Origin of the sequence: Bradyrhizobium sp. WSM1417 (genome assembly GCF_000515415.1) — a bacterium.
Classification (GTDB): Bacteria; Pseudomonadota; Alphaproteobacteria; order Rhizobiales; family Xanthobacteraceae; genus Bradyrhizobium.
Window position 1 is genome coordinate 1947648 of the sequence record NZ_KI911783.1, and the last position, 14384, is coordinate 1962031.

Below are 14384 nucleotides of genomic sequence, written 5' to 3' on the forward strand. Positions count from 1 at the left end.
TCCGGCATCGAGCGGCGACATGTACGGCGCGAAGCCTTGAACCCTATCGAAAGTGCGCGTCAATGCTAAGCTTGGAGTGAATCATGGTCAAAAAAAGGTGTGCCTTGAAGTCGCGGATTGAAAGGCCAACGGCCTCGACTCCAGATGATGATCCCTATCTATGGTTGGAACAGATCGAAGGCGGACGGGCGTTGAACTTCGTCGAGCGGCAGAATAGCAGAACGGTGCGGGTGTTTGGCGGAGCGGCGTTCGAGCGCGACCGCGATACGCTCGCCGCGATCTACGATCGGCCCGACAAGATCCCCTATGTCAGCCGGCGCAGCGAGCATCTGCACAATCTCTGGAAGGATGCCATGAACCCGCGCGGCCTGTGGCGGCAAACCTCCCTCGCGGAGTTTCGCAAACCGCGGCCGGCGTGGGAGACCGTGCTGGACATCGACCGGCTTGCGGCGAGCGAGGGAAGACTGGCTGGTGAGCTCGATCAGCTCGCGGCCGGGAAGTTCGCGAGTCATCTTGAGCCTGTCGCGCGGCGGCAGCGACGCCGTCACCTTGCGGGACTTCGGCCGATCATATGGGGATCTTTGGCAGCGTGGACGATACCGGCGCGAAACCGCGCGCCTGGATCATCGACTAGATCGACTTTTTCAATTGCGGCATCTGGCTGCGCGACGACGCCGGCACCACAACGAAGCTCGACAAGCCGACCGGCATCTGGATGCAGGCGCATGGCGACTGGTTTGCGATGAAACTGCGCACGGACTGGGCGATCGAAGGACGAACCTACACCGCCGACGCCGTGCTCGGCAGCTCGCTCTCGGCGTTCCTCGCCGGCAGTCGCGACTTCACAATTCTGTTCGAGCCCGGACCGCGCCGGGCCTTGCAGGGTTTCTTCTGGGCCGCGGGCAAGCTGGTGCTGTCGATCCTCGACGAGCTGAAGCCGCGATTCGAGATCCGCACACCATCCGCTGCGGGGTGGAGCCGCGAGACTTGGCGGTCTTCCTGAGATTGGCGTCGTCGATGTCTGGCCGCTCGATCGCCATTCCTCCGAGAGCAATGGCGACCTGCTCGCCAATGTGCAGGACCTGCTGACGCCGCCGTCGCGCCGACGGCCTCGTGGTGACGCAGCACGAGGCGATCTCGGTTGACGGCGAGCGGATTCCCTATGTGCAGACCGGCCCGGCCAGCGAGACCGGCGATGCGCCGGTCTACATGAGCGCCTATGGCGGCTTTGGGCTCGCGGTGAAGCCGCACTACAATTCGTCGCTCGGCAAGCTCTGGCTGGAGCGCGGCGGTACCATCGTGCAGGCGAATCTGCGCGGCGGCGGCGAGTTCGGCACGCGCTGGCACGATGCCGGCCGTTTCGCCGGCAAGAAATTGTCGCATGATGATTTCGCAGCCGTTGCCGCCGATCTCGTCCGCCGCGGCGTGACGCAGCCAAAGCGCATCGCCGCGCAAGGCGGCTCGAACGGCGGCATCCTCATCACCAACATGCTGGTGCGATACCCCGAGCGCTTCGGCGCGCTGTTCTGCACCATCCCCCTGATCGACATGCGCCGCTACACCAAGCTGCTCGCGGGCGCGAGCTGGATCGCGGAATATGGCGATCCCGACAAGCCCGAGGAATGGGAGTGGCTCAAGACCTACTCCGCCTATCACAACGCAAAGGCGGCCCAGCCCTATCCGCCGATCCTGATCGGGACGACACGGCGCGACGACCGCGTCCATCCCGGACACGCGCGCAAGATGGCAGCAAAGCTCCAGGGGATGGGCTACGAGGCTTATTTCTACGAGCCCGGGGCGGGTGGCCACGGCTATGGCAAGGACAACAAGGAGCGCGCCGGCTTCGAGGTGCTCGGCTTTGAATTTCTGAAGAGCAAGATTGGCTGGCAGGACGGGGAGGCGTCACCGAGCTAACGCAATTGCCAAATGACATTCGTACGATATCGACCAGGGCGAGGGCGATCTGACCGACGTCCAGTCCTCCCGCACGACCGATTCGAGATCCTGGCGCTTGAACCAACGCATGGTGGAGTTAGTGTCTCGCCGGGACTTTGATAAGGACGGTTTCTCTTCACCAACTCTATGACCTCACTTGCGTGCTGAATCTCATCCCGGTGCTGCGCGTGATCTTCCAGGACTGTGACTGGACTGCGTCTTGTCTGCCCTTTAGAATGTATCGTCACAAAAGCTCGCCATTCAAAGTTCGAACCACCATTTGTAATTTGCGCTGGCGCTCAATTCGGCTACTGGATTATCTTCCAGCGGCGGCAGCCGCGGTCGCACTTTCCTTAGGAAGCAGGAACACCGAGTAGGAGGAGCGCAATCAGACCGGCAGAGCGAGCGAGGCTCATACTCACGGCTATTTGCCGGTTCCGGACCCGGGCTTACGGCCGCGCTCATCCAAACGTCAGGTGCGATCGTCATGATGGACGGGGCATAAAACGCCACGGCTCGCAGCGCACAACCCGCGTCTGATGTCTGACATCGAACGAGACCGCCAGCTACAAACGCGCCGTCGTGTTGAGCCGCCGAGTGATTTTAGACCGAATCAGGTGCGTGATGTTCGTTGCTGGCGTTGGCACGGCCATTGCTGCTGGGATTGAGCACGGTGTCAGGCGGAGTGGATGCAGACGCGCTCTCTCGTTCATTGAACTCGTGCCCCGTTTCTTAGAGACAAACGAGCTTGCGCATACGATCGCGCGAAGGTTTGGGAATAGCTTTGGAGAACAACGTGATCCTTCGTATGGAGTCGCCAGCTCCTCCGATCAGGGTGGAAAGCTGGGTACGTGGCGAGCCCCTCACCAACTTTAAGCTGGGTACGCTGTATGTTGTCGAGTTTTGGGCGACTTGGTGCGGCGGATGTGGGGCGGAGATTCCCCATCTCGCGCAGCTGCAAGAGAAATACAACCATAGCGCAGTTGAGGTCATTGCAGTTGCAGCTTCCGAGCGAGGCTCAACGGCCGAGGAGGCGCGAACAAGCTTGGACGCGTGGTTGACCGAGAAAGGCTCCAAGCTGAAATTTCGGATCGGGTTCGATTACGCCGGAAAAATGAAGAAGCTCTGGATGGCGCCCAGTTTTTCTACCACTATCCCCACCTCATTCGTCATCGACCGCGACGGTCACGTCGCCTTTATCGGTCACCCGATGCAACTGAATGACGTGTTTCCAAAAATCGTAAATGGCACTTGGCGCACCAGCGATGAAGCCAAAGCAGCGGATGCGGAGCGAATCGCTAAAGCAGAATCTAAAATGCGCGAGAAAGCCCGGATGCAAGCGTTCTGGGGCAAACTTGGACCGGCGCTGAAGGCGCAGGATTCGTCGATGACGCTTTCGGCCGCTAAAGAGGGCGTCGCAATGATGCCGGACGACATCAACGTTCGCCTCGTTCATGCGGATCTGCTCCTGCACAAAATCCATGACATGCAGACGGGGTTACCCGTTGTGCGTCAATTGGTTGGCGATGCGATCGAAAAACAATCCGAGTTGTGGAAGGTGCAAGAGATCCGCCAACTCTCTAATTCAGCGGAGGACAACTCTGATTTCCCGCATTCTGATCGCTTTGCGATGAGCAAGGAGTTGGCCGAACACATCGTCGCGCTGAACTCTCCAGAAGGCCGCGGCCGCCCCAAGTTTCTGTCCTATGTGGCGGTCGCTCAGTATTATTTCGAAAGCGGCAACAGGGATCGTGCGGTCGAGTTAGTCGAGTCGGCGGTGAAGTCGCTGGACGGCCCGAGGCCAATGGGGGCTGAAGAGAAGGCGCACTGCCTGCGGCTGTTGCTTAACGCCTTCGCCAAGTACGAGGATGAGGAGGCAAAGCCGTTCTCGGGGACGAAGAACGTCTTGGCCTGAATTCTTGACCTGAATTTAAGAAAATGCGGCTCACGAGCGGACGAGCGGTGACCCAGAAGCGGGTGCCGCGGGACGCCCAAGGTGCGCCGAAGATGGCGGTGAGGCAGCTTGCCGCATGGAGAGGACGAGGACATGAACGGGTCGCAAGTCGAGCGCGGAAACATCGTGGCAGAGCAACTGTCGGCGACGGTCGCCTCGAAAACGACTGATCCGATTCAGGAACACAATTCACGCCCGCCGGCCGTAGGCTTGTACGATCCGAGCCTGGAAAAGGATTCCTGCGGCGTCGGCTTCATCGCCAACATCAGGGGCAAGAAGTCGCACGAGATCGTCGCGGACGCGCTCAGCATTCTCTGCAACCTCGAGCACCGCGGCGCCGTCGGCGCCGACCCGCGTGCCGGCGACGGCGCCGGCATTCTGGTGCAGATCCCGCATGCCTTCTTCAGCCGCAAGGCGAAGGAACTCGGCTTCGCGCTGCCCAATCCCGGCGAATACGCCATCGGCGCGCTGTTCATGCCGCGCGACACCGCCTGGCGCAACGTCATCAAGAGCATCATCGCCGACCAGATCAAGGAAGAGGGCCTGACACTGCTCGGCTGGCGCGACGTGCCGACCGACAATTCCTCGCTCGGCGTCACCGTGAAGCCGACCGAGCCCGCCTGCATGCAGGTGTTCATCGGCCGCAACGGCACCGCCAAGACCGAGGACGATTTCGAGCGCCGGCTCTACATCCTGCGCAAGTCGATCTCGCAAGCGATCTATCAGCGCCGCGACCGCGGCCTCGCCGGCTATTATCCCTGCTCGATGTCCTGCCGCACCGTGATCTACAAGGGCATGTTCCTCGCCGACCAGCTCGGCAAGTACTATCCCGATCTGCACGAAAAGGACTTCGAGAGCGCGCTCGCGCTCGTGCACCAGCGTTTCTCGACCAACACCTTCCCGGCGTGGTCGCTGGCGCATCCCTACCGCATGATCGCGCATAACGGCGAGATCAACACGCTGCGCGGCAACGTCAACTGGATGGCGGCGCGCCAGGCCTCGGTGAACTCCGAGCTGTACGGCAAGGACATCAACCGGCTCTGGCCGATCTCCTACGAAGGCCAGTCGGACACCGCCTGCTTCGACAACGCGCTCGAATTCCTGGTGCAGGGCGGCTACTCGCTGCCGCACGCCGTCATGATGATGATTCCGGAGGCGTGGGCCGGCAATCCCTTGATGGATGAGAAGCGCCGCGCCTTTTACGAATATCATGCAGCCCTGATGGAGCCGTGGGACGGCCCCGCCGCGATCGCCTTCACCGACGGCCGCCAGATCGGTGCCACGCTGGACCGCAACGGCCTTCGGCCCGCGCGCTATCTCGTCACCAAGGACGACCGCATCGTGATGGCGTCCGAGATGGGCGTGCTGACGATTCCCGAGGACCAGATCATCACCAAGTGGCGCTTGCAGCCCGGCAAGATGCTGCTGGTCGACCTCGAGCAGGGCCGCCTGATCCCCGACGACGAGATCAAGGCCGAGCTCGCCAGAAGCCATCCCTACACGGAGTGGCTGGAGCGGACTCAGATCGTGCTGGAAGATCTGCCGAAGGTGCCGACCACCGGCGTGCGCTCCAACCTGTCGCTGCTCGATCGCCAGCAGGCGTTCGGCTACAGCCAGGAAGACATCACCATCCTGATGACGCCGATGGCCTCCACCGGCGAGGAAGCCGCAGGCTCGATGGGCAACGACACGCCGATCTCGGCGCTGTCGGCCAAGGCCAAGCCGCTGTTCACCTACTTCAAGCAGAACTTTGCGCAGGTCACCAATCCGCCGATCGACCCGATCCGCGAGGAGCTGGTGATGAGCCTCGTCTCCATCATCGGACCGCGGCCGAACCTGTTCGACCTGCAAGGCCTAGCCACTACCAAGCGCCTCGAAGCCCGCCAGCCGATCCTGACCGACGCGGACCTCGAAAAGATCCGCTCGATCTCCGAGGTCGCTGAGTCGCACTTCAAGTCGCGCACGCTGGACACCACCTTCCACGCCGGCCTCGGCGCGGCCGGCATGGACCAGGTGCTGGACGAGCTCTGCGCGCGCGCCGAGAGCGCGGTGCGCGAGGGCGTCAACATCATCATCCTGTCCGACCGCATGGTCGGCACCGACCGGGTTCCGATCCCGTCGCTGCTGGCCTGCGCCGCCGTGCATCATCATCTGATCCGCACCGGATTGCGCACTTCGGTCGGCCTCGTCGTCGAGTCGGGCGAGCCGCGCGAAGTGCATCACTTCGCCTGCCTTGCCGGCTACGGCGCGGAAGCGATCAATCCGTATCTGGCGTTCGAGACCATCATCGCGATGAAGGACCGCCTGCCCGGCTCGCTCGACGACTATGAGATCGTCAAGCGCTACATCAAGTCGATCGGCAAGGGCCTGCTCAAGGTGATGTCCAAGATGGGCATCTCGACCTACCAATCCTATTGCGGCGCGCAGATTTTTGACGCGGTTGGTCTCAAGGCGGACTTCGTCGGAAAATTCTTCGCCGGCACGCACACCCGCGTCGAAGGCGTCGGCCTTGCCGAGATCGCCGAAGAGGCCGTGCGCCGTCACGCCGACGCGTTCGGCGAGGGGCTGATCTACAAGACCGCGCTCGATGTCGGCGGCGAGTATGCCTACCGCAGCCGCGGCGAGGACCATGCCTGGACCGCGGAGTCGGTCGGGCTGCTTCAGCACGCCGCCCGCGGCAATTCGCTGGAACGCTACCGCGCTTTCGCCAAGATCCTGAACGAACAGTCGGAGCGTTTGCTGACGCTGCGCGGCCTGTTCCGGATCAAGAACGCGGACGAAGAGAAGCGCAAGCCCGTGCCGCTCGACCAGGTCGAGCCGGCCAAGGACATCGTCAGGCGTTTCGCCACGGGGGCCATGTCGTTCGGCTCGATCTCGCGCGAGGCGCACACCACGCTCGCGATCGCCATGAACCGGATCGGCGGCAAGTCGAACACCGGCGAAGGCGGCGAGGAAGCCGACCGCTTCAAGCCGATGCCGAACGGCGACAGCATGCGCTCGGCGATCAAGCAGGTCGCCTCGGGCCGCTTCGGCGTCACCACGGAGTATCTCGTCAACTCCGACATGATGCAGATCAAGATGGCACAAGGCGCCAAGCCCGGCGAAGGCGGCCAGCTGCCCGGCCACAAGGTCGACGCGACCATCGCCAAGGTCCGGAACTCGACGCCGGGCGTCGGCCTGATCTCGCCGCCACCGCACCACGACATCTACTCGATCGAGGATCTGGCGCAGCTGATCTACGACCTCAAGAACGTCAACCCGGACGGCGCGGTCTCGGTCAAGCTCGTCTCGGAGATCGGCGTCGGCACGGTGGCCGCGGGCGTCGCCAAGGCGCGCGCCGACCATGTCACCATCGCGGGCTTCGAGGGCGGCACCGGCGCTTCGCCGCTGACCTCGATCAAGCACGCGGGGTCACCGTGGGAGATCGGCCTCGCCGAAACCCACCAGACGCTGGTGCGCGAGCGGCTGCGCAGCCGCATCGTGGTCCAGGTCGACGGCGGTTTCCGCACCGGCCGCGACGTCGTGATCGGCGCGCTGCTCGGCGCCGACGAGTTCGGCTTCGCCACCGCGCCCCTGATCGCGGCCGGCTGCATCATGATGCGCAAGTGCCATCTCAACACCTGCCCGGTCGGCGTCGCGACCCAGGACCCCGTCCTGCGCAAGCGCTTCACCGGCCAGCCCGAGCATGTGATCAACTACTTCTTCTTCGTCGCCGAGGAGGTCCGCGAGATCATGGCCTCGCTCGGCTTCCGCAGCTTCAACGAGATGATCGGCCAGGTGCAGCTGCTCGACCAGACCAAGCTGGTCGCGCACTGGAAGGCCAAGGGGCTCGATTTCTCCAAGCTCTTCGTCAAGCAGAAGGAAGAGAAGGGCCAGAAGATCTATCACTCCGAGCGCCAGAACCATCATCTGGAAGCGGTGCTGGATCGCACCCTGATCGAGCAGGCGACGCCTGCGCTCGACCGCGGTGCGCCGGTGAAGATCGAGGCCAAGATCAACAGCACCAACCGCTCCGCCGGCGCGATGCTGTCGGGTGCGGTCGCCAAGATCTACGGCCATGCCGGCCTTCCGCATGAGACCATCCATGTCAGCCTCAAGGGCACCGCGGGCCAGGCCTTCGGCGCATGGCTGGCGCAAGGCGTCACCTTCGAGCTCGAAGGCGAAGCCAACGACTATGTCGGCAAGGGCCTCTCGGGCGGCAAGATCATCGTCAAGCCGCCGGCCAACAGCGGCATCGTGCCGGAAGAGAGCATCATCGTCGGCAACACCGTGATGTACGGCGCCATTCAAGGCGAGTGCTACTTCCGCGGCATCGCCGGCGAGCGTTTTGCCGTGCGCAATTCCGGCGCCGTGGCGGTGGTCGAGGGCGCGGGCGACCATTGCTGCGAATACATGACCGGCGGCATCGTGGTCGTGCTCGGCAAGACCGGGCGCAATTTTGCGGCCGGCATGTCCGGCGGCATCGCCTACGTGCTCGATGAGATCGGCGACTTCGACGGATTGTGCAACCTCCTGATGGTCGAGCTCGAGCCGGTGCTGTCGGAAGAGCTGATCAACGCTGGCACCTATCACCACTCCGGTGACCTCGAGGCGCATGGCCGGGTCGACGTGTTCAAGAACCTGCTCCATTCCGACGTCGAGCGTCTGCACGTCCTGATCACGCGCCATGCGAAAGCGACCGGCTCCAGGCGCGCCGCCGACATCCTGGCCAACTGGAAGGACTGGCTGCCCAAATTCCGCAAGGTGATGCCGGTCGAGTACCGGCGCGCGCTGCGCGAACTGGCCGCCAACGCGGACGCCGAGCCGAAAATCGCGGTCTGGGCGTAAGAAATATCAGCGCCCGTCATTGCAAGCGCAGCGAAGCAATCCAGATTATCTCCGGAAAACGGCGGGATTAAAAGTATCGGCGGTTGTTCAGCTCTTTGCTCGACTGCAGACCAGCTCTTCGTCCCGACCGCGGGGACCTTTCGGATGACGCCCGGAGATCGCCTCAAGGTCGGCTCTTTAAAGCCGCCGCGTAACGGCTTGACCTTGACAGGATCGAGCACACCATCAGGCTCGTGTGGTCGGGCGCACGCGGGGCGAACTACTCCTCATCGTCGGCGATCTCAGCGTCCAGCCGGTTCGACAATCTGGTTTGCATGCCAGATCAAACTCACATTCGATCGTCGCGCGATAGCGACAGCACCAACATTCCGCTTGCGGCGGGCAGGATCGAGAGGACGAAACCAGTCTTCGTTGCGGCGTTTTGAAGCCATGCAATCCATCGGTTCGTCCCCCGGACCGTCCAGGGCTGATCGGGTCCCGGCTGATTGGTTGTCAGCTACGGAAGGAGCTTGATCTCAGGCGGTATTCATCACGGCTCCCTCGATCACGACGGCGGCGGTCGCGTACTTTGAGGGCCACGAGCAGCTTGCGCACCAACGCCACAATCGCGCGCTGGCTGTTCGCCTTGAACAACTGGGTCAGAGCCGATTGAGGCTGGTGGCGCACCTACAACCACGCGAGCTGAATTATCGTGGTTCTCAGCCGCAGATTGCCACCCTTCGACACGCCCTGTTTCGCGCTCGACTGCGCCATGGCGTGGCGGCGACGCCGGCATAGGCAACCTGGCGGTGGTTTCCATCGCGAAGGTTTGTGCGAGCCAGTCCCGGGCGAGGCGGGTGCAGTGACTCTCTTTGCGGCACGCTCGTCGGCTGGCGAGAGACCGTCCGAGGCGCTTCCTCAGACGGGACGGTTTTCGCTTCTGTTCTTCACCGGCTGCATTTTAGCCAGGCCGTCCTCGTATGAGATCTCCGTGTATGATCCATCGATGTCCTTGGCCGCGTCGAGCAAGTAGTCGAGTCTACCGGCGGTACCCAGCTTCTTGATGTCATTCTTCTCGACGCCGGCGAGGTCCATCATCTCCTTCCATACAGTCGATTCGTCGCAAGGCAGAATGCGAAAGGTGATGTCGCCTATCTTGGTGCGGTACTTCGCGAGCAGATCAATGTTGTTGCAGAACATGAAATAGCTGCCTTCGGGGCTCAGCCTGCCGTCCAGCACCTTTGCAGCCTCAGGTAGATACGCGAACGAATGCAGATATCCGGCAAGAACTGCAATGGTCGGTTCTCCCTCCTGCGCGATTGCGAGAACTTGTTCGATAGAATAGTCGGGCGGTCGTTTTTCGTCGGCGAGCTGGGCTTGAAATTTCAGCGCGATGTCGCCTCGAAATCCAAATCGTCCCGACTTCGTTGTTTCGCTCTTGAGCACCGCATTCAGCAAGCGCCCTTCCTTGTCCAACGGGCCAAGAGCGGTGTTGTCGATCGACGTCATGGAGCCTCCTCATCAGAGTGTGGTATGCATGCGTCGCCCAATGCGACGTGTCCGCTACCCTTATGCAAGTTGTTTGCCGCCCCGCTAGGTGCCGGCACAATACGAGTTCTGGCCGAACGACGTCCGGACGTGGCAAATCCGCCTGTCGGAAAGCCGACGCGTCGCAAATCGAACGTTGGGCTCCTGCAAAATGAACTGATTCCAGCTGCATCTCAACTGGCATGGGATTTGCGAATTTGGCCTTGCGACAGGAACTGAGAGCGAGCCAGAGATGATCCATCTAACAGATAGCGCCATAAGCGTACTGAAGGCTGCAATCGCCTCGACGACGCAGGCCGCAAGCGGTTTGCGGATTATGGTCGAAGGCGGCGGCTGTCAAGGGTTCACATACAAAATGGATCTTGCTCATGAGCCGAGCTCCGATGAGACCGTGATCGAACAAGGCGGGGTTAAACTCTTCGTCAATAACGCGAGCCAAGCGTATCTCAACGGCACCACGATCGATTTCGTGGTGTCGCTCGAAGGATCAGGGTTTCGCTTCGATAACCCAAATGCCAACTCGAGCTGCTCCTGCGGCAAATCGTTCAGCTAAGCCGCGTTCGGACCATTCCGCAATGGAAGAGCATGGACATGGGCCTTGAGGATGAGCCAACGAAGCAGTCTTTGACTGTTGAGCCTTCGATCGCGAGCGGATTATCCGCGCCGTGCTCGATGAGTGCAGCCCGTCCCGCTCCCCGGCTCCAAAGTAGGACGTTATGTGCAGAGGAGAGAGCCCGTGCGGCCGATCTACCTGGACAACAACGCGACAACCCGTGCAGATCCTTTGGTGGTCGCGGCAATGCTGCCGTTCTTCTCTGCGCAATTCGGTAATGCGTCGTCCGCGCATGCATTCGGCAGTTGGCGCGCCTCCCTGCGACGAGCCGTTCAAGCCTTCGCAAACCAGTCGTGTAGGGGTGCTCAGAAAATTGGGGAAACGGCGAGGCGGCGAGTTGTCTGCGGGTTCGTGTGCAATGTCGTGTTCGCAACATGTTGGCGGACACCAAACAAAGTGCGGGTTGGCTTTCGGAGAGAAGACACGCGTTTGCGGTTCGCTTGCGTGCAGTTGGCCGCGCAGCGGCCCGTGCGCAGAGGTGTCAGGCGATTGGCCCGACATTTGCTCTACTGCTTGCCAACGGCGTGCGGCTCACCTGCTTTGTCGCGATGTCCGCTGCAGAACGTGGATCTCTACTGAAAGGCCATGACATGAAGAATTCCAGGTCCCTGACAATCAAGGTGCTAGGCACGGCCATTTTTGCCTTGGCCTTGATGACGCGTACCGCGCCGGCGGTCGAGTCCAAAACAGAAAATAGCCCGGATCCGAGCTCCCCGTGCGCTCCCGTGAACAGGAGCGTTCTTGCCCAGATCACACCCACCTGGGAACGACCAGCGAGCTTCATGCTTCAGAACGGTCTGCAAGTCGTGGTGATCCCCGACCACCGCACGCCCGTAGTCACGGAGATGATGTGGTACAGCGTCGGCTCGGCCGATGAGACACCGGGCAAGTCCGGGCTCGCCCATTTTCTCGAGCACCTGATGTTCAAGGGCACCGAGAAACACCCGGTCGGTGAGTTCTCCCAGACCGTGCGCCGCGTCGGCGGCCACGAGAACGCCTCGACCTCGGTCGATTACACCAATTACTATCAGCACGTACCGCGCGAGCAGCTGCCGACCATGATGGAGTTCGAGGCCGACCGCATGACCGGCTTGATCCTCAAGGACGAGAACGTGCTGCCCGAGCGCGACGTCGTACTCGAAGAGTACAACATGCGCGTTGCCAACAGCCCAGACGCGCGTCTCAACGAACAGATCATGGCCGCGCTCTATCTCAATCATCCCTATCGCCGGCCGGTGATCGGCTGGCACCAGGAGATCGAGAAGCTCGATCGCGAGGACGCACTCGCCTTCTACCGCCGCTTCTACGCGCCGAACAACGCGATCCTGGTAATCGCCGGCGACGTCGAGGCCGCCGACGTGCGCCCGCTGGTCGAGCGCAATTTCGGCTCAATCCCGGCCCAGCCCGCGATCCCCGCGCGGCGCATCCGCCCGCAGGAGCCGGAGCCGGCCGCACCGCGCACCGTCACGCTGTCCGACCCGCTCGTCGAGCAGCCCAGCATGGAGCGCTCTTACCTGGTGCCCTCGGCCACGACGGCCGCGGCCGGTGAGAGCGCGGCACTCGACGTGCTGGCGCAGTTGATGGGCGGCGGCAGCAACTCCTATCTCTACCGCGCGCTTGTCGTCGACAAGCCACTCGCGGTCTTCGCCAACGCCAGGTATTCGAGCATTTCGCTCGATCCGACGCAGTTCTCGATCTTGGCCGCGCCGAAATCCGGCGTCAGCTTCGCAGAGGTCGAGCAGGTGATCGACGGTGTCATAGCCGATGTGGTGCAGAACCCGATCCGCGCCGAGGATCTGGAGCGGGTCAAGAGCCGGCTGATCGCGGAAGCGATCTACGCCCAGGACGACCAGGCGGAGCTGGCAGGCTGGTATGGCGGCGGGCTCAGCACAGGCCTGTCGATCGAGGATATTCAAAGTTGGCCCGACCGCATCCGCGCGGTCACCGCCGAACAGGTTCGCGCCGTCGCACAGAAATGCCTCGAGAAGAAGCGTTCTGTGACGGGCCATCTGATCAAAGACACTGCCACCACCAAGCGCGAGGAGAAGCGTTCGTGACCCATCCATTCAGTCGCTTGCGGCGCGCCGCATTTTCCGTTGCAACCGGCGCGGTGCTCGTGCTGGCTACGATTTGGCCGTCACAAGCGGCCGCAAAGATCCAGCACCTGGTCTCGCCGGGCGGCATCGAGGCCTGGTTCGTCCAGGACGCGACCGTGCCGTTGATCGCGATGGAATATTCCTTCGCCGGCGGCTCGGCGCAGGATCCCCATGACAAGCCCGGCGTAGCCAATCTCGTTGGGAACCTGCTCGACGAGGGCTCCGGCGATCTCGACTCCAAAACCTTCCACGAACGCCTCGACCGCCGCGCCATCGAGCTCTCGTTCGGTGCCGACCCCGACACCTTCCGCGGCAGTCTGCGCATGCTGCGCGACAACAAGGACGAAGCGTTCGACCTGTTGCGGATGGCGCTGACCTCGCCGCATTTCGACACCGCCGACGTCGAGCGCATCCGCTCGCACGTCATGTCGGGCCTGCGCCGCGACACCACGAAGCCGACGTCGCTGGCGAGCCGGAAATTCCTGGAGATCGCCTTCGGCGAGCATCCCTATGGCCGGCAGACCAACGGTACCCTCGACAGCGTGCCGACCATCACGGTCGCCGACATGAAGGATTATGTCGGCCGCGTGCTTGCCAGGGATGGGCTGAAGGTCGCAGTCGTCGGCGACGTGGATCCGGACACGCTCGGCAAGCTGCTCGACCACACGTTCGGCGCCCTACCCACCAATGGCAAACTCGTCCCGGTCCCCGAAATCGGTGCCGCCAAGCCGCCGCAGGTCGCCTTCGTGCCGCTCGACGTGCCGCAAACGGTGATCACCTTCGGCGGCCCTGGCGTCAAGCGCAGCGATCCGAACTTCATGGCGGCCTATCTCGTCAATCACATCCTGGGCGGCGGCGGATTGTCCTCGCGACTCCATCGCGAGGTCCGCGAGAAGCGCGGGCTTGCCTACTCGGTATCCGAGTCGCTGCGCTGGATGGAGCACTCGGCGGTCTTCATCGGCAACACCGGCTCGCGCGCCGACCGCGCCCGCGACACCATGGAGGTGATCCAGAAGGAGGTGTGCCGCATTGCCAAGGAGGGTCCCACCCAGAAGGAGCTCGATGAGGCCAAGTCCTACCTCAAGGGCTCCCAGATGCTGGCGCTCGACACCTCCTCCAAGCTTGCGCAGGCGCTGCTGCAAAATCAGCAGGACAAGCTGCCGATCGACTATATCGAGAAGCGCAACGCCATCGTCGACGCGGTGACGCTGGACGACGTCAAGGCCGCCGCCAAGCGGCTGTGGGGCCAGGGGCTCCTCACCGTCATTGTCGGCCGCTCTCCACGAGCGGCAGCCGAGTAGACCAGCGCGCCATCGGCCGCGAAGCCGCAAGTAGCTCGGGGCGGCATAGCCCCGAGTCCGGCTTGCCCTGTCCCCCGTTTGCACTGTTCGCGCTGGCCGTGTGGTTGTTCCTGGAGAGCTTGGCACGCTCC

General features: G+C 62.6%; 6 protein-coding genes and 3 pseudogenes. 7 read left to right on the plus strand and 2 right to left on the minus strand.

The features are described from left to right. The first annotated feature begins 83 nt into the window (after positions 1-83). From BRA1417_RS39760 to gltB, 3 genes and pseudogenes are all read left to right on the plus strand, one after another. Positions 84-1914: pseudogene (locus tag BRA1417_RS39760) on the plus strand (prolyl oligopeptidase family serine peptidase). Positions 1915-2731: 817 nt separating this feature from the next. Beyond that, positions 2732-3850 (plus strand): TlpA disulfide reductase family protein, encoded by a 1119-nt coding sequence (locus tag BRA1417_RS39765; RefSeq protein ID WP_245286164.1) that lies wholly within the window; start codon positions 2732-2734, stop codon positions 3848-3850. 132 nt (positions 3851-3982) lie between these two features. After that, positions 3983-8716, plus strand: a complete 4734-nt coding sequence (gene gltB, locus BRA1417_RS0109425; RefSeq protein ID WP_027515608.1) for a glutamate synthase large subunit — start codon at positions 3983-3985, stop codon at positions 8714-8716. Positions 8717-9231: 515 nt separating this feature from the next. On the opposite strand, the pseudogene BRA1417_RS45375 reads toward gltB, so the two are convergent. Next, positions 9232-9510: pseudogene (locus tag BRA1417_RS45375) on the minus strand (transposase); the annotation flags it as partial. Positions 9511-9613: 103 nt separating this feature from the next. After that, positions 9614-10204, minus strand: coding sequence for a hypothetical protein (locus BRA1417_RS0109430; protein ID WP_027515609.1), 591 nt, complete (start codon positions 10202-10204; stop codon positions 9614-9616). A 271-nt stretch (positions 10205-10475) separates the two neighbouring features. On the opposite strand from BRA1417_RS0109430, the gene BRA1417_RS0109435 reads away from it, so the two are divergent. The 4 genes and pseudogenes from BRA1417_RS0109435 to BRA1417_RS0109445 all read left to right on the plus strand — a co-directional run bounded on the left by BRA1417_RS0109435 (position 10476) and on the right by BRA1417_RS0109445 (position 14253). Then, complete coding sequence (locus BRA1417_RS0109435) at positions 10476-10796, plus strand: iron-sulfur cluster assembly accessory protein (protein WP_027515610.1); 321 nt, start codon at positions 10476-10478, stop codon at positions 10794-10796. Between the two features lie 183 nt (positions 10797-10979). Then, positions 10980-11102 (plus strand): annotated as a pseudogene (locus BRA1417_RS43720) (aminotransferase class V-fold PLP-dependent enzyme); the annotation flags it as partial. Between the two features lie 536 nt (positions 11103-11638). Next, positions 11639-12913 carry a pitrilysin family protein gene (locus tag BRA1417_RS0109440; RefSeq protein WP_156948650.1) on the plus strand — a complete coding sequence of 425 codons (1275 nt, stop codon included), beginning with the start codon at positions 11639-11641 and terminating at the stop codon, positions 12911-12913. Next, the gene (locus BRA1417_RS0109445; protein WP_027515612.1) at positions 12910-14253 is read left to right on the plus strand and encodes a pitrilysin family protein; all 1344 of its coding nucleotides are present in this window, start codon (positions 12910-12912) and stop codon (positions 14251-14253) included. Before BRA1417_RS0109440 ends, BRA1417_RS0109445 begins: the two co-directional genes overlap by 4 nt. The last annotated feature ends 131 nt before the right edge of the window (positions 14254-14384 follow it).

Excerpts from the sequence above, each read along its gene's own strand:
- BRA1417_RS0109435 (WP_027515610.1), top strand. The coding sequence starts at position 10,476 with ATGATCCATCTAACAGATAGCGCCATAAGCGTACTGAAGGCTGCAATC.
- gltB (WP_027515608.1), top strand. The coding sequence starts at position 3,983 with ATGAACGGGTCGCAAGTCGAGCGCGGAAACATCGTGGCAGAGCAACTG.
- BRA1417_RS0109440 (WP_156948650.1), top strand. The coding sequence starts at position 11,639 with ATGCTTCAGAACGGTCTGCAAGTCGTGGTGATCCCCGACCACCGCACG.
- BRA1417_RS0109430 (WP_027515609.1), bottom strand. The coding sequence starts at position 10,204 with ATGACGTCGATCGACAACACCGCTCTTGGCCCGTTGGACAAGGAAGGG.